This window comes from Arthrobacter sp. MMS24-T111, assembly GCF_054888995.1.
The window spans coordinates 1,322,393-1,344,355 of record NZ_JBTZRO010000001.1; the positions used below are offsets into that span (position 1 = coordinate 1,322,393).

The 21,963-nt window shown below is 68.2% G+C and carries 17 protein-coding genes and 3 pseudogenes; 12 read left to right on the forward strand and 8 right to left on the reverse strand.

Going from position 1 to position 21,963, the window contains the following annotated elements; genetic code table 11:
- Positions 1 to 2: 2 nt before the first annotated feature.
- Positions 3 to 1,217, forward strand: a complete 1,215-nt coding sequence (locus tag ACX5I6_RS06120; protein ID WP_461839856.1) for a CaiB/BaiF CoA transferase family protein — start codon at positions 3 to 5, stop codon at positions 1,215 to 1,217.
- Between the two features lies 1 nt (position 1,218).
- Positions 1,219 to 2,743 (forward strand): annotated as a pseudogene (locus ACX5I6_RS06125) (carboxyl transferase domain-containing protein).
- A gap of 60 nt (positions 2,744 to 2,803) precedes the next feature.
- On the opposite strand, the gene ACX5I6_RS06130 reads toward ACX5I6_RS06125, so the two are convergent.
- The 3 genes from ACX5I6_RS06130 to ACX5I6_RS06140 form a co-directional block, all read right to left on the reverse strand.
- Positions 2,804 to 3,274 (reverse strand): LapA family protein, encoded by a 471-nt coding sequence (locus ACX5I6_RS06130; protein ID WP_461839857.1) that lies wholly within the window; start codon positions 3,272 to 3,274, stop codon positions 2,804 to 2,806.
- Positions 3,275 to 3,771: 497 nt separating this feature from the next.
- Positions 3,772 to 3,999, reverse strand: coding sequence for a hypothetical protein (locus tag ACX5I6_RS06135; protein ID WP_018762677.1), 228 nt, complete (start codon positions 3,997 to 3,999; stop codon positions 3,772 to 3,774).
- Between the two features lie 136 nt (positions 4,000 to 4,135).
- On the reverse strand, positions 4,136 to 5,542 hold the full coding sequence (locus ACX5I6_RS06140) for an amidase (protein WP_461839858.1): 1,407 nt from the start codon (positions 5,540 to 5,542) through the stop codon (positions 4,136 to 4,138).
- A gap of 215 nt (positions 5,543 to 5,757) precedes the next feature.
- Here ACX5I6_RS06140 and ACX5I6_RS06145 point away from each other — a divergent pair, with 215 nt between their 5' ends.
- From ACX5I6_RS06145 to ACX5I6_RS06155, 3 genes are all read left to right on the forward strand, one after another.
- The gene (locus ACX5I6_RS06145; protein ID WP_018762675.1) at positions 5,758 to 6,084 is read left to right on the forward strand and encodes a rhodanese-like domain-containing protein; all 327 of its coding nucleotides are present in this window, start codon (positions 5,758 to 5,760) and stop codon (positions 6,082 to 6,084) included.
- Between the two features lie 64 nt (positions 6,085 to 6,148).
- Positions 6,149 to 7,063 (forward strand): prephenate dehydratase, encoded by a 915-nt coding sequence (pheA, locus tag ACX5I6_RS06150; protein ID WP_461839859.1) that lies wholly within the window; start codon positions 6,149 to 6,151, stop codon positions 7,061 to 7,063.
- 94 nt (positions 7,064 to 7,157) lie between these two features.
- Positions 7,158 to 7,364 (forward strand): hypothetical protein, encoded by a 207-nt coding sequence (locus ACX5I6_RS06155; RefSeq protein ID WP_285246746.1) that lies wholly within the window; start codon positions 7,158 to 7,160, stop codon positions 7,362 to 7,364.
- Positions 7,365 to 7,429: 65 nt separating this feature from the next.
- Here the strand turns inward: ACX5I6_RS06155 and ACX5I6_RS06160 are convergent, their stop codons facing one another.
- Complete coding sequence (locus ACX5I6_RS06160) at positions 7,430 to 8,518, reverse strand: diacylglycerol/lipid kinase family protein (protein ID WP_461839860.1); 1,089 nt, start codon at positions 8,516 to 8,518, stop codon at positions 7,430 to 7,432.
- An 88-nt stretch (positions 8,519 to 8,606) separates the two neighbouring features.
- On the opposite strand from ACX5I6_RS06160, the gene serS reads away from it, so the two are divergent.
- The 4 genes from serS (at position 8,607) to ACX5I6_RS06180 (ending at position 12,768) form a co-directional block, all read left to right on the forward strand.
- Positions 8,607 to 9,887, forward strand: coding sequence for a serine--tRNA ligase (gene serS, locus ACX5I6_RS06165; protein WP_461839861.1), 1,281 nt, complete (start codon positions 8,607 to 8,609; stop codon positions 9,885 to 9,887).
- A gap of 143 nt (positions 9,888 to 10,030) precedes the next feature.
- A complete protein-coding gene (locus ACX5I6_RS06170; protein ID WP_461839862.1) occupies positions 10,031 to 11,035 on the forward strand; it encodes a hypothetical protein in 1,005 nt (334 codons plus the stop codon).
- A gap of 203 nt (positions 11,036 to 11,238) precedes the next feature.
- Positions 11,239 to 12,123: an HAD family hydrolase gene (locus ACX5I6_RS06175; RefSeq protein WP_461839863.1), complete on the forward strand. Its 885-nt coding sequence runs from the start codon at positions 11,239 to 11,241 to the stop codon at positions 12,121 to 12,123.
- Positions 12,124 to 12,183: 60 nt separating this feature from the next.
- Complete coding sequence (locus ACX5I6_RS06180) at positions 12,184 to 12,768, forward strand: histidine phosphatase family protein (RefSeq protein ID WP_461839864.1); 585 nt, start codon at positions 12,184 to 12,186, stop codon at positions 12,766 to 12,768.
- A gap of 99 nt (positions 12,769 to 12,867) precedes the next feature.
- On the opposite strand, the gene ACX5I6_RS06185 is transcribed toward ACX5I6_RS06180, so the two are convergent.
- The gene (locus ACX5I6_RS06185) at positions 12,868 to 13,467 is read right to left on the reverse strand and encodes a hypothetical protein (protein WP_018762667.1); all 600 of its coding nucleotides are present in this window, start codon (positions 13,465 to 13,467) and stop codon (positions 12,868 to 12,870) included.
- A 167-nt stretch (positions 13,468 to 13,634) separates the two neighbouring features.
- Between ACX5I6_RS06185 and ACX5I6_RS06190 the strand changes: the two genes are divergently transcribed.
- The gene (locus ACX5I6_RS06190) at positions 13,635 to 16,061 is read left to right on the forward strand and encodes a phosphoketolase family protein (RefSeq protein WP_461839865.1); all 2,427 of its coding nucleotides are present in this window, start codon (positions 13,635 to 13,637) and stop codon (positions 16,059 to 16,061) included.
- Positions 16,062 to 16,068: 7 nt separating this feature from the next.
- Here ACX5I6_RS06190 and ACX5I6_RS06195 read toward each other — a convergent pair.
- The 3 genes and pseudogenes from ACX5I6_RS06195 to ACX5I6_RS06205 all read right to left on the reverse strand — a co-directional run.
- Positions 16,069 to 16,830, reverse strand: a pseudogene (locus ACX5I6_RS06195) (DUF429 domain-containing protein); the annotation flags it as partial.
- Between the two features lie 7 nt (positions 16,831 to 16,837).
- A pseudogene (locus ACX5I6_RS06200) lies at positions 16,838 to 18,180 on the reverse strand (carboxylesterase family protein).
- Positions 18,181 to 18,323: 143 nt separating this feature from the next.
- Positions 18,324 to 18,812, reverse strand: coding sequence for an inorganic diphosphatase (locus tag ACX5I6_RS06205; protein WP_018762663.1), 489 nt, complete (start codon positions 18,810 to 18,812; stop codon positions 18,324 to 18,326).
- Positions 18,813 to 18,966: 154 nt separating this feature from the next.
- On the opposite strand from ACX5I6_RS06205, the gene ACX5I6_RS06210 reads away from it, so the two are divergent.
- A complete protein-coding gene (locus ACX5I6_RS06210; protein ID WP_461839866.1) occupies positions 18,967 to 20,484 on the forward strand; it encodes a D-alanyl-D-alanine carboxypeptidase/D-alanyl-D-alanine-endopeptidase in 1,518 nt (505 codons plus the stop codon).
- A 264-nt stretch (positions 20,485 to 20,748) separates the two neighbouring features.
- Complete coding sequence (locus ACX5I6_RS06215) at positions 20,749 to 21,879, forward strand: zinc-dependent metalloprotease (protein WP_018762661.1); 1,131 nt, start codon at positions 20,749 to 20,751, stop codon at positions 21,877 to 21,879.
- Positions 21,880 to 21,963 lie beyond the last annotated feature (84 nt).

Consider the following 21,963-nt stretch of genomic DNA (forward strand, 5'->3'; position numbering starts at 1 on the left):
ACATGAGCACCGCCGAAAATTCCCGAGGCCCCCTGGCCGGGCACACCGTCGTCGACCTGAGCCGCGCACTGGCGGGCCCGCACGCCGGCATGATGCTGGCGGACCTCGGCGCCCGCGTGATCAAGGTGGAAAACCCCGGCACAGGGGATGACACCCGCGGCTGGGGGCCGCCCTTCGTGGGCCCGGAAGATGACCTGCAGTCCACTTACTTCATGTCCTGCAACCGCAACAAGGAGTCCATCAGCCTGGACCTGAAGAGCCAGGACGGGCAGGCGGTGCTGCGCGGGCTGCTGGAGCGTGCGGACGTGGTCATCGAGAACTTCCGTCCCGGCGTGATGGACCGGCTGGGCTTCTCCACGGCAGCCATCCATGAGCTCAACCCCCGGCTGGTGATCCTGTCCATCACGGGCTTCGGCCATGACGGGCCCGAATCACGGCGCAGCGGCTACGACCAGATCCTCCAGGGCGAGGCCGGACTCATGTCACTCACCGGCTCCGGGCCCGACGACCCCCAGCGCGTCGGCGTCCCCATTGCAGACCTCCTTTCCGGCATGAACGGCGCCTTTGGCGTGCTCGCGGCGCTGGTGGAACGGAACCGCACCGGCCGCGGCCAGGTGGTGCGCACCTCCCTCCTGGCGTCACTGATTGGCGTCCACGCCTTCCAGGGCACCCGGACCACCGTGGCCGGCGAGGTTCCGCAGGCCCAGGGCAACCACCACCCGTCCATCGCCCCTTACGGGCTGTTCGGCTGCAAGGACGGCAGCGTGCAGATCAGCGTCGGCAGCGAGAAGCTCTGGCAGTCATTTGCTTCGGCCTTCGGCCTGGACCCGGCCGCGCCCGGATTCGCCAGCAACGCCGAACGGGTGCGGAACCGCGCCGGGGTGATTGCCGCCGTCGAACGCGCTTTCGCCGGCTACGGCGCGGCGGAACTGCTGGAGAAACTGAACGACGCCGGGATCCCGGCAGGGAAGGTGCGCTCCCTGGACGAGGTGTACGCCTGGGACCAGGTGGCCTCCCAGGGGCTCGTGGTGGACGTGGAGCATCCATTGCTCGGAGCGGTCAGCCTCCCCGGGCCCCCGCTGCGGTTCTTCGAACAGGGGGACGCAGCCGAAACCACCCTGACGGACCACGCCGCGCCGCCGCTGCTGGACGCGGACGGGCCCGCCATCCGTGAGTGGCTCGGTTTGCCGGCTCCCGTGGCGGCCGGGGTGAACTAGCATGCCAACCACCGAGAAAGTGCGGCACTTGCGCGCAGCTGAACTGATCGACGCCGTGGTGGACCAGGATTCGTTTGTCCCCTGGGATACGCCGCCGCACCAGCCGGCGCTGTCCGAAGAGTATGCCCGTGACCTGGCCAAAGCCCGCGAACGCAGCGGAGCCGACGAATCGGTGCTCACCGGCACCGGGCTGATCCGGGGGCGCCGGGTGGCGCTGATCGTCAGCGAGTTTTCCTTCCTCGCCGGCTCCATCGGCCACGCCGCGGCGCAGCGTATCGTTGCCGCCGTCGAACGGGCCACATCCGAGGGACTGCCCCTGCTGGCAGGCCCGGCCTCCGGGGGAACCCGGATGCAGGAGGGGACGCCGGCGTTCCTTTCCATGGTCAAAATCACCGGAGCCGTCCGGGCGCACCGCCAAGCAGGCCTGCCCTACCTGGTCTACCTCCGGCATCCAACCACCGGGGGAGTCATGGCATCCTGGGGGTCCCTGGGCCACATCAATGTTGCCGAACCGGGCGCCCTGCTCGGATTCCTGGGCCCCCGCGTGTTCGAAGCACTGCATGGGGAGTCCTTCCCTGACAACGTGCAGGTGGCGGAAAACCTCTTCAACAAGGGGCTGATCGACGGCGTCGTGAAGCCCGAGGACCTCGCGGAACTGGTGGCCCGGGCGCTGGACATCCTGGCGCCGCGCCGGGAGGCGGCGTCAGGGACGGTGGTCCGGCCCGCCGCACCGGCCACCCTGGCCGTGCGGCCGGCCGCCGTGGACGCCTGGACGTCGATCGGGATTTCGCGCCGGCCGCGGCGGCCGGACCTGCGCCAGCTCCTCAAGTTCGGCGCCAGCGATGCCCTGCCGCTGAACGGGACGGGGCAGGGGAAAAGGACCCCGGGTTGCTGCTGGCGCTTGCCAGGTTCGGCAGCCGGTCCTGCATTGTGCTCGGCCATGCCCGCCCGCTGCGCAAGGACGCCGCCGGAATGGGGCCCGGGTCATTGCGGGAAGCGCGCCGCGGCATGAAGCTGGCCGAAGAACTGCGGCTCCCCCTGCTCACGGTCATCGACACCGCCGGAGCCGCGCTCTCCCAGGAGGCGGAGGAAGGCGGGCTCGCCGGCGAGATCGCACGCTCCTTGTATGAGCTGATCGGCCTGGAATCGCCGTCGGTCTCGGTGCTGCTTGGCCAGGGGGCCGGGGAGGGGCGTTGGCGCTGCTGCCCGCGGACAGGACCATCGCCGCGCAGCACAGCTGGCTGTCGCCGCTGCCGCCCGAGGGAGCCAGCGCGATCGTGCACCGCACCACGGCCTTCGCGCCCGGGATGGCGCAGGCGCAGGGCGTCAATGTGGCTGCGCTGTATGCGAACGGACTGGTGGACCACATCGTGGACGAGCGCGACGACGCATCCCTGGAGCCGCGCGAATTCTGTGCCCGGATAGCCCGTGCCATTGAATACGAACTCGCGTCCGTTGCCGACATCCCCGTGGCATGGCTGGTAGGGGCGCGGTTCCGGAAGTACCGGAACCTGGGTGGCAACTGACGCACCGCACGGACGCGGCCGCCGGCGTATTCGCCCCGGCGGCCCCGGCCGTCGTTTGCCCTAGCGGCGTTGACGGACCTTGGCCCGGTGGGCGGTGGCGCGCAGTTGCAGGATGCGCGCCCCGCCTGCCACAGCCACCAGGACCCCGCCGGTGACGGCGGCAATGAAGAGTGCCATGCCCAGCGGAACAGAACCCTCAAAGCCCAGGAACTTCACCATGGCCTGTTCCTGGTTCTGCAGGATGAAGATGATCAGCAGGATCAACAGGATCAGCGAGGCCACAACGCCGGCCCAGATGACGCCGGCGCGGGTAACTTTGCTTTCGGGCGTGCGGCCACCGGCTGCGGCCTTTTCGGTGCTTGCCGGCGGTGCTGGAACTACGGGCGCATCCGGGGCATCCGGGGCGTAGGACGGCGCGCCACCGTAGGTTGCTTCCCGGCCGCCAGCCGGCCGGTCCGCGTTCGCCTGCGTGACGTTGGCGTCCGGGTCCGCCTGGCTGTTTGATCCTGGCGTGTACTGTCCTTCGCTCATGCCCGTTCCTTTCGCAGAATGCTAAGCATGCTTATGATGTAACCATAGACGCCCGCGTTGCCGCAGCACAACGAGCGCGCGGCGCGTTGCCCGGCGGTCTCATGCTGTGGCGCCGGCAGGGCTGCACCGGGACAGCATGCGGGAAACGACGGGGCCCGGCCCGGGAGCCCCTCCATCGGCTCCCTTGTCCGGCTCATGGCCGTCCGGACATCAGACCCGTTGTTTGTTCCGTTCGCCGGTGGGCGTTCCCGACGGAGGCGTCCTGCGCCAGTTCGGGAAGGCCCAGAAGGTGAATTCCGGTGCCTTGGCCGGCTGCGGAGTTTCGTGGGTCTCAGGCCGCTCTTCAGGCTGGCGCCCGGTTTCTTTCCTGGCGCCCCACCCGAAGTCCTTGCTTGATGAATAGCACATCACAGACCTCCTCATGGTGACTGCCCTTTAATCGTCCTCCACATCGGCGGTGGAGTCGATAGTCCGGCATGGCCGCTGGCATGCGCCTGTCAGCGGCCGCCCGTCACCACATCCTGCGCCTCCTGCGGGCGGTGGAACTCGCAGGGACCACCGTGGCGCAGCGGAAGGAGGCAGGCCCGGCCCGTGGGCAGGTGCACCAAGCCGCAGCGGCCGGCCATGGCCAGGTCCTCCCTGACGTTGGAGTTGCTCAGGTCCGGCCGCCCGTCGTCAGCAGTTTCGGTGGGGCCGGCGCCGGTGGCGTGCTGTTCAGCATTCATGGTGGTGCAGCTCCTCATTGGGCGGAAAGGCGTACGGAGGGTGCGAAAGGTGGTTTTTCCAGTCTGCGCCGCTGGGGTTACCGCCGGGTTAAGCGGGCGTTAGGTTCAGGTCAACAACACCACACCGCCGCGGCGCCTAGAAGTCCAGTTGATGCGCCACCTGCAGCAGGAGGGCTTCCGAACCCATGGGACCCACCAGCTGGACGCCCATTGGGAGTCCGCTTCCGTCGGATCCACCGGTCCAGTGGACAGGGAGCGTGATGGCCGGCAATCCGCAGACGTTCACCATTGAGGACCATGGCGCATATTCGCACTGCTTCCGGTAGTCGCCGTCCGCATCTCCCGGCCATTGCGCGGCCGGCCAGCGCCCGCCGCCGTGGCCGGTCCCGGTGAACCAGCCCACGGGGCGGGGTGTCTGCGCCAGCGCGGGCATCATCATCAGGTCCCACTGGCCGTACTGCGCCACGGTGTCGTGCTGGAACTGCCGCAGGAATGCCAGGGCTTCGGCGAGCTTCGCCGGGCTGCGTTGTTGGGCCCGCCGCCGGAAGGTCCGGGTCAACGGCGCCAGCAGCGCTTCGCGGGAGGGGCTGATCCGTGCCGAGCCCACGCCTGCTGTCCAGGCGGTGGTGAAGGCATCCGGATAGCGGTTGTCGTACCGCACGGGGGCTTCGGCCAGGGTATGGCCGGCGTGTTCCAGGAGCCTTTCGGCTGCCCGCAGGGCATCGAGTGCTTCAGGCTCGAGGCTGAAGGGGAAGGTGCCGGACCAAGGGCTGTCCAGCGTGACGCCGATCCTCAACGACGGCGGCTCTTGGCCTATGCCCGCGAGGTATCCGTTCCCCGGTGCCATGGCGTCCAGCATCAGGGCGGCATCCTTGGCGTTCCGGGCAAGGGGGCCCGGGACCACCAGCCGGGCCGGGTCACCGCCGCTTTCCCCGGCAGCCACCAGCCCACGGCCCGGCTTCAGCCCCACCAGGCCGCAGGCGGCTGCCGGAATCCTGACTGAACCACCGCCGTCGGTCCCCGGCGCGAATGGCAGCAATCCCGCCGCCACGGCGGCAGCGCTGCCGCCGGAGGATCCGCCCGAACTCCTGCTGGGTGCGTAAGGATTGCGCGACGGCGGCGCGATGCGGTTTTCGCTGTAGGCCGTCAGGCCAAATTCGGGTACTTGGGTCTTGCCCAGGGAAACCGCGCCGGCCTCCGTGAGGAGAGCCACCAGGGGAGCGTCCGCGGGAGCCGGTTTATGTTCGACGGCGGCGCTTCCGTGGGTGGTCACCACGCCCGCCACATCGGTCAGGTCCTTGAAACCCAGTGGCATGCCGTGCAGCAACGGCAAGTCGTCGGCGTCGGTATGGGCATGCAGGTCATCAGCCGCCCGGGCCCGGTCCATGGCCTGATCCGCGGTAACGGTGATGAAGGCTCCCAGCAGCGGGTTCTGCCGGCTGATCCGCCCCAGGAAATGTGCGGTGGCCTCAGCAGCGGACACCGTCCCGCCGCGCAGGAGGTCCCGCAGGTCCAGCGCGGGGAGTTCGTCGAGTTCAGCCAAGGACCCGGCCCTCCGGCTCCTTGGCCGTGGAGGGTCCGGCATACCCGCCGGGATATCGGCCGGGGAACGACTGCTGTGGCGCCGGGCGGGCAGACTGTTGACGGGACATCGAAACCTCCTCGGGAGCCACCAGCCTAGCTTGCCGGTTTTCCGCACCACCTGCGGAGGAAGGACTAGGCTTTAACCTGACTCTGATCCGCCACGACAGGACTCCGATGAGCGATTTCGATACCGTGCCCGTCCACGACATCCCGGCTGATGCCGTCATCCTGGACGTCCGGGAGGACTACGAGTGGGTCGCCGGGCATGCCGACGGCGCACTCCACATTCCCATGGACCAGATCCCGGCCCGGCTGGGCGAACTCGATCCGGATGAGGACGTGTATGTCATCTGCCGGACCGGCGGAAGGTCGTTCCGTGTTGCCCAGTGGCTCACGGGCCAGGGGTACACCGCCATCAACGTCTCCGGCGGGATGGACCAGTGGCTGGAATCGGGCAAACCCTTGGTTTCCGACAACGGACTCAAGCCGCTGGTGCTGTAGTGCACGGCAGTCCCCCACCTACGCGTTCCTCGGACCCGAGGGCACGTTCACCGAGGCTGCCCTGTTGCAGGTGCCCGGTGCGCAAGAAGCAGTCCGGGTGCCGGCGTCGAACGTCAATGCCGCCCTGGACCAAGTGCGCAGCGGTTCTGCCGACGCTGCCATGGTTCCGATTGAAAATTCGGTCGAAGGCGGCGTCACCGCCACCCTCGACGCGATAGCGAGCGGCCAGGAGCTGCGGATCATCCGCGAGGTCCTGGTACCCATCAGCTTTGTCCTGGTGACCCGGCCTGGCGTGCGCAGGGAGGACGTACGGCGCGTGTCCACCCACGGCCACGCGTGGGCCCAGTGCCGGATGTGGATGGAAAACAACATGCCCGGTGCGGAATATGTTCCGGGGTCTTCAACGGCGGCCGCGGCCATCGGACTGCTGGACGGCGACTGCCATTACGATGCCGCCATCTGTGCGCCGCTCGTAGCGCAAGCGCATCCGGGCCTGCAGGTCTTGGCGGAAAACATTGGTGACAATCCGGGCGCCGTGACGCGCTTCATCCTGGTGAGCCGTCCGGGTGTCCTTCCGGAACGCACCGGCGCGGACAAGACCACGCTTGTTGTCCCGCTGCCGGAGGACCGTCCGGGTGCGCTGATGGAGATCCTCGACCAGTTCGCCAGCCGCGGCGTCAACCTCAGCCGGATCGAATCGCGTCCCACCGGGCAGTACCTGGGCCACTACTTTTTCAGCATCGACGCGGATGGCCACGCCGGCGAGGCACGCGTTGCGGATGCCCTGGCGGGTCTGCACCGCATCAGCCCCGGGACCCGTTTCCTGGGGTCGTATGCCCGGGCTGACGGGCAGGCCACCTCGGTGCCGGCGCATACTGCCGATGCCGCCTTCTCGGCCGCCCGGGAGTGGGTCGGATCCATACTTGACACGGCATCCACCGCAGGTGAAAGCGGTTCCGGGTCTTCGCCCACAGCGTAGGCAAATGCCTTGCGGAGTACTTCCGCGGGGTGTGCACAATGCGTATGCTTGCTTGATCCACACGGGGTATGGCCCCTAATGAAGGGAGCGGGTCATGACCAGCACCACTGACAATGACGGCCAGGGGATGATCGTCAACCCCAAGCCTGCCGCAGACAACCAGGACTGGGACGGCGACGATGCTGACCGCGCGGACCGCCTGCGTTTCGAAGAGGAACAGGCAATGATCCGTGAACAGTCCGAGGCCCATGCCGCTGCCAAAGCAGCCGCTGAGGCAGAGAAGAAGGACTCCGGCGCCTGATCCACGTGAACCGGCCGGTCAGGCCGGGCCCGGCATTCCCTCAGACGCTGATAGGCCGCCCACGCCTAAACGCGGATCTTCGCCGGCCCCGGGCCGCCCGGCTCATGTGCTTTGACCCTGACCAGCAGTGACTTCGGTTCCACCTGGACGGTGAGTTGGGTCGCTTCCCCGGACGTGTCGCCATCGATTTGGGTGGGCATGGGCTCGGGACACTTGATGACCACCTTGACCGACCTGTAGACAGTCATGATCGGCAGCTTCCCGCTGTGCTTGAACATGATCTTCATGTACATCAGCAGCCAGCCCAGGGCGCTGCGGGGACTCATGACCACCACGTCCAGCATTCCGTCGTCAATCATTGCCTGCGGGATGAAGTCGATGCCGCCGGGCACCAGCCCGCAGTTGGCAAAAAGTACGCTGCGGATGTTCCGCACCTGCTCCGGGCTGCCGTCCAGCGAAATGGACACCTTTTTCCGCCGGCCCGGGAGGTGCCGGACGCCCGCCTCGGTGTAGGCGAGCCAGCCCACCGCCTTCTTCAAACCGTCGTTGGTGTCCGCCAGGACTTCCGCGTCCATGCCAATCCCGGCAATGACCAGGAAGACGTGCTCGGAGTAGTGCCCGGTGCGGGAGTTCTCAATGGCCATGCGGGCGGTGTCGATGTAGCGCTGCCGCCCAAACAACGCCGTCTGGACGTTTCCATGGAGGTCGTTCACGTCAAGGTCGACGTTCCGGGCCAGCAGGTTCCCGGTTCCCAGCGGTATCAAACCCATGGCAACATCGGTGTGCGCGAGGGCCTCGGCCACCACGCGGACCGTTCCGTCCCCGCCGCCCACCAGCACGACGTCGGGCTTCCCGGCCAATGCCGCCTGCATCTGGGAAAAGCCGGGGTCGTCCGCGGTTGTTTCGAAAAAGGCCGGTTCCTCCCAGCCCGCTGCCAGGCAGGCGCGCTGGATGGTGGCCTTTGCTTCTTCTGCCCGCGCCTTGATCGGATTGAGGACAACGGCCACCCGCTGCTGCGCCAGGCCCGGATCGTAGGCTTCGCCAGCCACCGTGCTGCGCACGTGCAGGGCCTGGAGGCGCCGGACCCCCCACCAGCTGGAGGTGGCAAAGGCAAGGGCCACCGCAATCAGCAGGTAGAGAATCCAGTCGCTCATGGTGGTTCAACAGTAGCCCGGCGCGCGGCGGCCCGGCGCACGGGGCCCGCCGCCCGCCGTCGTGCGCGGTATTGGATACCCTTGTCTGGTGATCGACGTAAAAGACCTCAGCGAAAACCCGGACAAGTTCCGTGCCAGCCAGCGCGCCCGCGGCGCCGACGAATCAGTGGTGGACGCGATCATCTCCGCGGATGCCGCTCGCCGCGCAGCCCTGATCCGCTTCGAAAACCTCCGCGCCGAGCAGAACGCCTTCGGCAAGAAGGTGGCGCAGGCCAAGGGTGAGGAGAAGCAGGCGCTGCTGGCAGAGGTCAAGGAGCTGGCCAACTCCGTCAAGGCGGCCTCCGCCGAGGCCGACGCCGCGCAGACCAAGCAGGAAGAGCTGCTGCGCACCGTCCCCAACCTGGTGGAGGACGGCGTTCCCGAAGGCGGCGAGGACGACTACGTGGTGGTCAAGACCGTTGGCACCCCGCGCGAGTTCCCGGACTTTGAGCCCAAGGACCACCTGGAGATCGGTGAGCTGATCGGGGCAATTGACATGGAACGCGGCGCCAAGGTCTCCGGTGCCCGCTTCTACTTCCTCCGCGGCGTTGGAGCCCGGCTGGAAATGGCCCTGCTGCAGATGGCCATGGACCAGGCCATCGAGGCGGGCTTCATCCCCATGATCACCCCCACGCTGGTGCGTCCGGAGACCATGCAGGGTACGGGCTTCGATGTGAAGCACGACGCCGAGATCTACCGCCTCGCCGAGGACGACCTGTACCTGGTGGGAACCTCCGAGGTGGCACTGGCCGGCTACCACGCCGACGAGATCCTGGACTTCTCCGCCGGGCCCATCCGCTACGCCGGGCAGAGCTCCTGCTACCGCCGCGAGGCCGGCTCGCACGGCAAGGACACCCGCGGCATCATCCGCGTGCACCAGTTCAACAAGGTGGAGATGTTCATCTACACCACCGTTGAGGAAGCTGCGGCTGAGCACCAGCGGCTGCTGGCCTGGGAAGAGGAGATGCTGGCCAAGTGCGAGCTGCCGTACCGGGTCATCGACACCGCGGCGGGCGACCTCGGCATGTCCGCGGCCAGGAAGTACGACTGCGAAGCGTGGGTCCCCACCCAGGGCGCCTACCGCGAGCTGACCTCCACCTCAAACTGCACCACGTTCCAGGCGCGCCGCCTCAACATCCGTGAGCGCGCGGTCAACGCTGACGGCGTCGCCAAGGGCACCCGCGCCGTGGCCACCCTGAACGGCACCCTGGCCACCACCCGCTGGATCGTAGCGCTGCTGGAGCACCACCAGAACGCGGACGGCTCGGTCAACGTACCCAAGGCGCTGCAGAAGTACCTCGGCGGGCTCGAGGTTCTGCCGGTCCTGTAGGGGCCGTCCCTTTTCATAAGCTTGTTCGCGCAACCAGTCCTTCACCGATCGGATGCGCGAACAAGCTCTGGTTTCGCCCAGAAGTGTCCACATAGGGCCACAGGCGATCCGTCCGGAAGGCTCCAGCCCCGCATCCTTGGGATATGGAGATACCACCTGGCCTGATTGATACTGCCGCCATTCTCCGCGCCGGCGCCGGCACTGATGCCCTGCACCGCGCGTTCAAGGCCGGGCAGCTCGTACGGCTCCGGCGAGGCTTCTACGTGCGGACCAATGACTGGATCAGTGCCACGCCCGCACAACGCTTCGCGTGGTCGACGGCGGCGATTGCGAGATCCGTCAGCGGCGCGGTCCTCTGTGGGCAGACGGCTGCATGGGCCATCGGCCTACCAACGCTGGGCGACCCCCAATGTGTGGAGTTGGCAACCAGCCTGCCAGGCCGGAGCGGGATCAGGAAGTCGCCGTTCGTGGTGCTCGGCACGGACAAGGCCGCCCAGGCAGCGCGGGAGGTGCGGTCCTACCCCCTCCAATACCGGCTAAAGCAGGTACATGAACTTGTGCGCCACGGCGAATTCCTCAGTCTCGGGCTGGTGGAGACCACCTTGGACATCATGGCAACCCGCAGCCTGAGCCAGGCCCTGGTTGTTGCCGACGGAGCCGCACGAAAGCTCCACAAGGCTGGCCGAATGCCCGCTGATGCCAGCTTGTGGTCGCTTCAGGACATCCGGGACGGGATCCGGGCGCTTCCGCATGCTTCCGCCGCGGCACGTGCCGAACGCGCCGCTTCCCTTGCCAGCCCGTTGTCGGAATCTGTGGGGGAGTCCTACAGCAGGGCAGTGTTCGAGTTCCTTGGCTTTGAGCAGCCGGTCCTTCAGCGCACTTTTGCCGACCGGGAGGGTTTCATTGGGAGGACTGATTTCTGGTGGCCGAACCCGGGGGTGGTTGGCGAATTCGATGGCAAAAGCAAGTATGTTCAGGCCGCCCTGCGCGGAGGAATCACTGCCGAAGAGGCGGTCTACCGGGAGAAGATCCGTGAGGACCGGATCCGGGCACTTGGTCATGGCTTCGTTCGTTGGCGCTGGGCCGACTTGCAGAATCCTGACCGGCTCCGCGCCAAACTCCTGGCTGCCGGCATCCGGAGCAGGTGAGCGCCCGTACCCCCGGTATCCCTAAGCTTGTTCGCGAATCAGATTCTTGAAGGGTGCGCTCGGCGATCAAGCCTCTGACAGGCGGTACCGCGGACCCACCGGTGACCCGCCGCGAGGTGCGGAAACCCGCAGTTAATCAACAGTTCAGTAAAGCTGTGTCCTGCGTCCTAGCGCCTGTCAGTGGGGTCTGCTTCACTGTTTCAATGACAACGCTGACTGAAACCTCAGTCGCCGGCAACGATGACCGGCGAGAGAACAACCAAGACAACACCAACACCTACGGCTTTTCGGGAATCGGCCAGAAGCTGATGGTCGCGCTGGACGTGGACGGCACCCTGGTGGACCACGACGGCCACATGACGCCGGGCGTGCGGGACGCGGCGCAGGCGGTGGTGGCGGCCGGGCACGAAGTAATGATCGCCACCGGCCGCTCCTTGAATGCCACCCTTCCCGTCATCGAAAAGATCGGCATAGAGCGCGGCTACGCTGTCTGCTGCAACGGCGGCGTGACCCTCCGGCTCCACCCCGAACTGGCCAACGGCTACGAGATCATCCACAAAGCCACCTTCGACCCCGGGCCCGCCCTGAGGGCCCTCCGGGAGCGGCTCCCCTCGGCCAAGTACGCATTGGAGGACGCGGACGGAAACTTCCTCTCCACGGAACGGTTCCAGGACGCCAGTTTCGGCGTCGAGGCCGTAGGCGTCGACTTCCACACCATGCTGGAGGCCACCGCGGTGCGCGTGGTGGTGTTCAGTACTGAAAACACGCCTGAGGAATTCAACGAGGCCATCGAACACGTGGGACTGGCCGGGGTGACCTACTCGGTGGGCTGGACCGCGTGGCTGGATATCGCAGCGGCAGGGGTCACCAAGGCCAGCGCCCTGGAGAACCTTCGGCTCCGGCTCGGGATCGAGCAGCACCGCACCGTGGCCGTTGGCGATGGCCGGAACGATATCGAGATGCTCAGCTGGGCCGGCCGCGGAGTTGCCATGGGGCAGGCTCCGGAGGAAGTGATTGCGGCGGCCGATGAGGTCACCCACTCGGTGTTCGACGACGGCGCGGCCCACGTACTGCGCAGCCTCCTCTGACCTGTCCACTCCGGTAGCCCGGATTCCAGCCGGCACCCGGCGCCAAGGCAGAATAGGACCATGACCCTTACGACGTTCGCCCTCGTCCGCCATGGCCAGACCGACTGGAATGCCGAGCGCCGGCTGCAGGGTGCCACCGATATCCCCCTGAACGACGTCGGACGCGGCCAGGCGCGTGACGCCGTCGCCGTCCTGGCCCCGTACGAATGGGACGTGATTGTCTCCTCCCCGCTGAGCCGGGCCGCTGAGACCGCGGACCTGATCGCCGAAGGATTGGGGCTCGCCGTGGCCCGGCGCATCCCCGGGCTGACCGAGCGCAGCTTCGGCCCGGCCGAAGGAATGCAGGCCGGCCCCGAACTGGAGGCGCTGCGGGTGCCCGGCGGGTTCAAGGGCGCGGAGAGCGAAGCCGAGGCGGCGGACCGTGGCCTCGCCGCTCTTGAGGCATTGGCGGATGAATTCCGTGGGCAGCGGGTACTGGTGGTGGCGCACGGCACCCTGCTGCGGGTCAGCCTCAGCCGTGCCATCGGCCAGACCTTGGCCAGCGTGGACAACGCCGCCCTGAACCTGGCACACCACCATGCTGTGGACGGGTGGAAACTGGAGTATTTCAACGGTGAACCGATGATGGCAGCCGCGGGAGTCTGACCAGCCGCCTGACCCGCCACGGTCGCCCGACCCGCAGTCCAACCAGCCGCCTCCTGACCGGCAGCCAAGCAGGCCTGCCCCAGCGCAGGGCGGGCCCTGCTACCTCGCTTCGAGGATCAGGGCCAGCAGCCTCGCTGCCGCGGGCCGGGCGGAATGTTCCTCGTTCCACTGCGCCCGGGACACTGCCTTGCTGACAGCCTGGGTGGTGATGCCCAGTTCCTGCGCCACCGCTTTTTGCTGGCCGCGGACCCCGGGCGTCAGCAGGTCCAGCACCCGCCATTCGGCGCCGGAACGGTCCCGGACAATGTGTCCGAGCAGCCGCAGCACGGCCTCCGCGTCATGGGCCACATCGGCAAGGGGCCCCTCCACTGCAACCGGAATCCGCTCCTTGCTGCTGCGGAGCCGGTCCACGGCCCTGCGCGCGTAGACCAGGCCATGGCCGGTGGCGTCCTTGATTTGGTTGGGCAGCGGCTCGTCCACCGGCCCGGCGCCGATTCCCACGTACCAGGATCCGCTGCGCAAAGCGATCAGCGCCGCCTCCACAGCCTGGTGCGGGCAGTCCACCACACCCTGCACTTCATCCTCGACGGACCGGTCAAAATCCAGGCGCGCAGGGATATGTCGCAGCGCTTTGAGCAGCTGCGGCACCTGGTCGCCGTCGCGCCGGCTGTCAGTCTGGTTGATGGTCAGCGTGAACATTCTGGGTACACACTACCCGGAAGTAGAAATGACGAAACCGCCGCGGCCGGGGGTGTGAAAGTCCTGGAATGGGCGCGGGGCACGACGCCGGGCCTTGCCTGCGTGCCCCTTCATCTGTTGCCATGGGGGAACGGCCGCCCAGCGGCACACCCGATGTAAGGATGGCTATGGCCGGGAATACAGGGCACGACGACATGCGGCACGACCGGCGGGGGCAGGCCGGGGCGTCGGCGGACGATCTGGCCCTGGTGGACCGCTGGTGGCGCGCCGCCAACTACCTCTCCGTGGGGCAGATTTACCTGCGCTCCAACCCGTTGCTGCGGGAGCCGCTGCAGGCGGCGGACACCAAGTCCCGGCTGTTGGGCCACTGGGGCACCACGCCCGGGCTTAACTTCGTCTACGCCCACCTGAACCGCGTGATCCGCCGCGACTCCCTGGAGATGCTCTTTGTTGCCGGTCCCGGCCATGGCGGTCCCGCCGTCGTCGCCAATGCCTGGATGGAGGGGACCTACTCCGAAATCTATGCGCACGTGGGCAACGATGAGGCCGGCATGGCTGAACTGTTCCAGCAGTTCTCCTACCCCGGCGGCATCCCCAGCCATGCCGCCCCGGAAACTCCCGGCTCCATCAGCGAAGGCGGGGAACTCGGGTATTCCCTGGCGCACGCGTACGGGTCGGTGTTCGACAACCCGCAGCTGGTGACCGCCGTCGTGATTGGCGACGGCGAGGCGGAAACCGGGCCCCTGGCTGCCAGCTGGCACTCCCACAACTTCCTGGATCCCGCAGCGGACGGCGCGGTGCTGCCCATCCTGCACCTGAACGGCTACAAGATCGCCAATCCCACCATCCTGGCCCGGATGCCTGAGCAGCAGTTGGAGCAGCTGCTGCGCGGGTACGGACACGAACCGTACTTCGTCACCGTGGCCGACCCGGACAACACGGAACAGGCACACCGTGATTTCGCCGGCGTCCTGGACCGGTGCCTGGCGGACATCAAGGCCATCCAGGATGCCCACCGGCAGGACGCTTCCGGTGAAGAGGCGGGGGAGGGCGGACACCGCTGGCCCCTGATCGTGCTGCGCTCGCCCAAGGGCTGGACCGGGCCGCGGACCGTGGACGGGCTGCAGGTTGAAGGCACGTGGCGGGCGCACCAGGTGCCGCTGTCCGAAGTCCGCACCAACGGTGACCACCTGAAGCAGCTGGAGGAATGGATGCAGTCCTACCGGCCCCGGGAACTGTTCGACGGCGGCGGCCGGCTCCGCGCCGACGTCGCCGAGGGCGCCCCCACCGGCGACTTCCGCATGAGCGCCACACCGCATGCCAACGGCGGACTGCTCAGGCGCGCCCTGAAGCTGCCCGCCTACCGGGACCACGCCGTGGAGGTACACCACCCGGGTACCGAACGGGTGAGCCCCATGGTCACGCTGGGCTCCTGGATGCGGGACGTCATCGCGCAGAACATGGAGAACTTCCGGCTGTTCGGCCCGGACGAGACGGCCTCCAACCGGCTGCAGAACGTCTACGAGGCCACCGACAAGGTGTGGCAGTACAGGATTGACGACGTCGACGAGCACCTTGCGCGGTCCGGCCGGGTCCTGGAGGTGCTGAGCGAGCACTTGTGCCAGGGCTGGCTGGAAGGATATCTCCTGACCGGCCGGCACGGGGTCTTCAACTGCTACGAGGCCTTCGTCCACATTGTCGATTCCATGTTCAACCAGCACGCCAAATGGCTGAAGGTTTCCCGCGGGCTGCCATGGCGCCGGCCGGTGGCCTCCCTGAACTACCTGCTGTCCTCGCATGTCTGGCAGCAGGACCACAATGGCTTCTCGCACCAGGATCCAGGGTTCATCGACCACGCGGTGAACAAGAAGGCAGAGGTCATCCGGGTCTACCTGCCGCCGGACACCAATACCCTGCTCTCCGTCCTGGAGCACTGCCTGGCCTCCACGGACTACGTGAACATCGTGGTCAGCGGCAAGCAACCGTCACCCACCTGGCTGGGTCCGGCGGAGGCCGCCAACCATTGCCGGCGCGGCCTGGGCATCTGGACGTTCGCGGGGTCCGAGGTGCCAGGTGAGGAGCCCGACGTCGTCCTGGCCTGCGCCGGTGATGTCCCCACCGTGGAGACCGTGGCCGCCGCGGAACTGCTCCGGGACGGCGCTCCCGGGCTCAAGGTACGGGTGGTGAACGTGGTGGACCTGATGCGGCTGCAGGATGACAGCGAGCATCCCCACGGCCTCCCCGCGCACGACTTCGACGGGATCTTCACCGCGGACAAGCCGGTCATTTTCGCCTACCACGGCTATCCGGCGCTGATCCACCGGCTCGCGTACCGCCGCACCAACCAGCAGGGCCTGCACGTGCACGGGTACAAGGAAGAGGGCACCACCACCACGCCGTTCGACATGGCCATGCTCAACGGCATTGACCGCTTCACGCTGGCCATCGACGCGATCGACCGTGTCCCCGGCCTGGCGGGAAAGCACGCGCTGTTGCGCCAGGAGCTGCAGGACCGGCGCAACCGGGCCCGCGAGCACACCCGCACGCATGGCGAGGACCCGGCGGAAATCCGGAACTGGACCCTGGGCGGCTAGGGCTGTCCGGGAGTTCGTCGAGGCGGCAGTCCGGAAGGTGGATCCAGCCTTCGGTGCGGGCGGCCGCTGCGTGGGTGCTGTCCGGCAGGAGGGTACGACGCCGGGCGGCGGCGCGGGCGGTCAGGGAGGCGATGACGGCGTCGAAGAGGTCGTCCGAGCCTGCCAGGCTGTCGCGGTGCCCGGCCAGGTCCAGCCACGGCGCCTGTTCCTCGAGGGCGGCCAGCAGGAGGGCCAGGCGCTCGGCTTCCGGGACGCCGCGGCCCTTGTAGCCGCGGCCGTTGAGGCCCCAGATCTTCAGGGACGCCGCGGGGTACACCTCGGCCAGGCGGCCGGAACCGTCCCTTGGCTGCGGGCCGTGGAGTTGGGCGATCTTTGCCTGGATGACCGCGCAGCGCATGGCAGGGTGGGCCAGCCGGTCCGCGGAGACGCTGAGCGGGATCAGCCCGGTTTCGCGCGTGACGAAGCGGTCCGTGTCCCGGTACGCGAGCAGCCGGCGGCCGGCGATTCCGTCGTGTTCAAGGACGGGGGCCGCGATGTTGTCCAGGTGCCCGGTGAGGAACGGGATCAGGGCATCGGGCCAGCCTACGGGGCAGTCGACGCCGGTCATGTCGGTGCTGCCGAACAGCTCCACGATGTGCTGGTCGTCCACGTCCAGGGCCAGGTGGGTGAGCCGGGCGGCCCCGCTGCCCGTGCTGCCTGCGCCCCACTCAATGACCGCCACCGCGGTCTTCCTGGTGGCCGCCGCGAGGTCCACGCCGAGGGTCTTCATGCCGGGATCAGACGCGCCTGTAGCGCAGCGCCCCGTCAACGGCTCCGGCTTCGCCCAGGTCATCGCCCCGGGCAAAGCCGGCCCACAGGGCCCGCACTGAACGGCCGGTAGAGTCCACGTCCTCCCACCGGGCACCGTTGATCAGGCCCACGCCGTCCCAGGTCTTCCGGGTGCCGAGCAGTAGGGGCAGGTCGATGGTGTGGGCTGCGCCGAAAATGTTGCCGGGGGCGTGCCAGTCCAGGACGTACCGGTGCGCGCGGCCGCCTGCCTTCGCGTGCCGGCGGGCAAAGCGGCGGGTGGCCCGGCCGTACACGGTTTCGGTGACCACCCAGTCGATGACGCGGACGGCAGTGGCACCCACCAACGGAACGGCGGCCAGCCGCATGAGCCGCGGGCTGCGGGGAGGAACAACCGGGCTTCCTCGGTTGTGTGCCCGATCAGCACGTCAATCGCGGGGGCGGTCCGGTCCCAGGCCGCCTCGATGGCGTCCTCCTCCGGGAGCGGATCGTGGCCGTACTGCGTTCCAAACGGCATGGCCGCGAGCATCCCGAACTTCCGCGCCACCTGGGCCACCTGTGCCTCGCGTTCCACCACCTCCATGGCCGGCGTTTCCTCGGTCACCGTTTCGGCGGCGATGCCCATGGCATGGTTCATCCGGGCGCGTCCCACGGCAATGCCCAGCGGTGCGCTTTGGATGATGGCACGCTGGAAGAGCCCGGGCGCGTCCGGCGTGGCCATGAGGTGGGCGATCGCGTCGCCGCCGGCGGACTGGCCGAAGGCGGTCACCCGGCCCGGGTCGCCGCCGAACGCCCCGATGTTCCGCTGTACCCAGCGGAAGGCTTCCAGTTGGTCCAGGAGACCCAGGTTGCCTGGACGCCCGGCCGGCGTGGCCAGGAACCCAAACAGGCCCAGGCGGTAGGTCATGGATACCACCACCACGCGGTTTTCGGACACCAGCCTGGCGGGATCGAAGATGGCCAGGTCTCCGGATCCGGTGGTGTAGGAACCTCCATGGATCCACACCATGACGGGCAGCCGTTCCCCCGGCTGGAGGTCGCCGGGCATGGTGATGGAGAGGTTCTGGCAGTCCTCGCTGCCCGGGAGCTCCCCGTAGGTGGTGCCCAGGACGTCGTCGAGGAACGGGACCGGGCCTTGCGGGCAGGCCGGGGCCAACGCCGTGGCGGCATAGTCGCTGGTCCAGTCCGCGACCGGTGCCGGGGCTTGGAAACGTGGGGCCCGGGCGTACGGGATTCCGGTGGCACGAAGGACATCGCCGTCCCGCCAGCCGGTGACGGGGCCGCAGGGCGGATTGAACAACAACGTGGAGTTAAGCGTCGGCTCGGTAGGCACAGGTCCACGATTCCACAGATTTCCAGTGGCCGGACAACAGAAATCCCCGCCTCCCGGACAATTCCCCATCGCGTGATGCGGGGAATAGTCCGAGATGCGGGGACTTGTGGCGAAGGCCGCGCCCAGGCGGGCCGCCGCAGGAATTAGTGGCCGGTGGGCACGTAGCGCTTGATGGAGGCTTCCAATTCGGCTTCGGCGGCGGCACGGTCGCCCCAGCCCTCGGCCTTGACCCACTTGCCGGGCTCCAGGTCCTTGTAGCGGGTGAAGAAGTGCTCGATTTCCTTGATCAGGAACTCGTTGACATCGCTCACTTCCTGGATGTGGTCAAAGCGGGCATCCACCGGGACGCACAGGATCTTGGCGTCTCCGCCACCGTCGTCGGTCATGTTGAAGACGCCGATGGGGCGGGATTCGACGATGACGCCGGGGTGCAGGTCGAAGTCCTGCAGCAGCACCAGCGCGTCCAGCGGGTCGCCGTCCTCGCCGAGGGTGTTTTCGAAGTACCCGTAGTGGGTGGGGTACTGCATGGAGGTGAAGAGGACGCGGTCCAGGCGGACGCGGCCGGTCTCGTGGTCAACTTCATACTTGACGCGTGATCCCTTGGGGATCTCGATGGTCACGTCATGCTTCATGGAATGCTCCTCGGCAATTACAGGGGGTGCGCGGCACACTTGACGGCCCACAAAAGAGAGTGTCGGTACCGCCGACTATTATTGAGGATATAGCGAGAGGCCCTGGAATCAGGAACTTGTGGGGAAATTTCAGGACTTGAGGACCAGCACCAGCATGAGCAACACACCCGGCACGGAATCCCGGCGTGGCCGGCGTTCCTTGGGCTCCGCAGGCCTGGGCCAGGCCCTGCGGGCGGCCATCCCCCCGGTGCTGGTGGTCTTGCTGCTGTTGGTCCTGGCAGTCCCGGCGGCCCTGCTGGTGGCACCGGGATTCGTCGCCCCCGGAGCGACTGTCCCGGCCGCGCCGGTTCCGGCCTGGCAGCGAGCCCCCGCCACGGTGTCCGCCCCGCAAGTCCTTGCCCCGCTCCAGCAGTCCGCGCCGGTGCCCGCGCCCTCGGCGGTGGCGGCCCAAGTGGATCCGCTGTTGACCACCGACGGCGGCGGCACTTTCACGGGCATGGTGCAGGACGCGTCCACCGGCCAGGTCCTTTTTGACCGGGGCGGTTCGGAAGGCCGGGTGCCGGCGTCCAACCTCAAGCTGCTGACGTCGGCAGCCGCGCTGCGGACCCTGGGGCCGGACCACCGCTTCGCCACCAAGGTGCTGCGCGGTCCCGCTCCGGGGCAGGTAGTGCTGGTAGGTGGCGGCGACGTCCTGCTGGGGGCCGGGGAGTCGCGGCCCGAACAAACCCTGGGCCACGCCGGCCTGGCCACCCTTGCGGCGCAGGCCGTGGATGCCTTGCGGGCTGCCGGCACCACCGGGGAAATTACAGTGCTGCTGGATGACTCGCTCTTCACCGGTCCGGCGCTGAACCCGGCCTGGCTGGCGGGCGACGTGGAAGCCGGCGAAATTGCCCCGCTCTACCCACTCGCCCTCAACTCCGCGCGCTTCGATCCTGCGGTCACCACAGGCCCACGGCCGCAGGACGCAGCCATGGCCGCGGCCGGTGAATTCGCTGCGCGGCTCCGCGCTGCAGGTGCCGGAGCGGGCCTGACCGTCGCGGCCGGCGTCGAACGCGCACCCGGCACGGCCGCGGCGGCAGGCGCCGCCGTGCAGGCGCAGCCCGTCCTGCTGGGAGAGGTTGAATCGGCCACCGTGGCCGAGCAGGTGGACCTGATGCTGCAGGTATCGGACAACTACCTGGCCGAGACCATGGGCCGGATGGCGGCGCTGGCCACCGGCCGGTCCGGCAGCAATGACGGCGCAACGGCAGCGGTCGTTGCCGAGGCGGGGGCCGCCGGAGTCGCCACGGACACCATCAAACTGGCGGACGTGTGCGGGCTGGCCCTGGGCAACCAGGTATCGGCCCGCCAGTTCACGGACGTGGTCAGGGCCATGACCACCGGTGCCGATGCCAGGCTTCGCGGTGCCTTGGACGGCTTTCCGGTGGGCGGCCTGTCCGGCACCCTGGACACCCGGTACGGGGATGCCGGCACGGCGGGCGGGGCAGGCCTGGTGCGCGCCAAGACCGGGACCTTGAACACCGTGCTGGCCCTGAGCGGCTACGTGGTGGACGCGGACGGCCGCCTCCTGGTGTTCTCGTTCATTGGCAACGGGCTCACGCCGGGGGCGGCAGGGAACAAGCAGGCGCTGGACCGTGCGGCCACGGTGCTGGCCGGGTGCGGCTGCCGCTGACCTGCTGCGGCTGCACGCCCAGCAATGCGGCCATGACGACGGCGGCAAGCACCGACGCCCAGCCCTTGCGCGGGCCTGCGGCCAGGGGAGGGATGGGGCGGTAGGGGATCATGGCGGCCTCCTTCTGAGGGTTCTTGGCCTGTACCCCAACGATGGCCGGGCCGGCTGGGCCGCCGCTTTCGACGCCCTGTGCGGTGGCTGTGGAAGTTCGCCGGTCAGCGAACTTTAAGGACGTTGTCCGGCGCGCTGTGTTCTGATGGGACCATGGAGTCCACCGCGCGCGAGTCCGCACCGACGTTGTCCCCAACGGCCCAGTCCCTGATCAACTGGGACCTCGCTGCTTCCGCGGCGGCGCGGCTGGCTCCGGCCGGCCCGGTGCTGGATGAAAAGGCCATTGGCGAGGCGGTGGACAGCCTCCGCCGGCTCGCCGACGCATCCGTCCCGCATGTCCACGACATCACCGGCCTGGAAGCCGCGCGGGACCTGCGGGACTCCTCCGTGCTGGTGGTGGACCGGGCATCCTGGGCCAAGGCCAACACCCAGAGCTTCGCGGTGATGCTCAAGCCCGCCATGCAGAAGATGCTGGACAGCCGCCGCGGCACCCTGAGCCCCTCCGCGGCCAGCGTCAGCGGCGCCATCACCGGCGGCCAGCTCGGCGCCGTGCTCGCCTTCCTCTCCAGCAAGGTGCTGGGCCAGTACGATCCTTTCGCGGCCCTGGCCGAGAACTCCAGTGCGCCTGCTGCGGGCCGGCTCCTGCTCGTAGCACCGAACATCGTCTCGGTGGAGCGTGAACTCAACGTCGCGCCGGAGGACTTCAGGCTCTGGGTGTGCCTGCACGAGCAGACCCACCGGGTCCAGTTCGCCGCGGCACCTTGGCTGCGCCACCACATGCTCGAACAGATCGACGAACTCAGCGGCCACCTGCTGGGGAACGTCGATTCCCTGATGGAGCGCGCCTCCGCCGCTGCCCGTTCGTTGAAGGACCGTTCCGCCACCGGAAACACGCCCGGCCGGGGCGCCATCCTGGACCTGCTGCAGGACCCCGAAGAGAAGGCCGCCATCTCCCACCTCACCGCGGTGATGAGCCTCCTCGAAGGGCACGCCAACGTGGTGATGGACGCCGTTGACGCCAGCATCGTCCCCTCCGTGAAGACCATCCGGCAGCGGTTCAACGACCGCGGCAAGGACCGCGGCGTGATCGAAAAGTTCATCCGGAGCCTCCTGGGCCTGGACGCGAAAATGCGCCAGTACTCCGACGGCGCCCGCTTTGTCCGCGCGGTGGTGGACGTGGCCGGCATGGAGGGCTTCAACAGGGTCTGGGAGTCGGTGGACCACTTGCCCACGGAGCCGGAGATCCACGACGCCAAGCTGTGGATTGACCGGATGGGCCTCTGATTGCCGGACGCCCAGCCGCACCACCCGCCCATGCCTGAGAATCCTTCCACCGACCCAACCCCGCGCCGCAGCGGACGGCGCCGT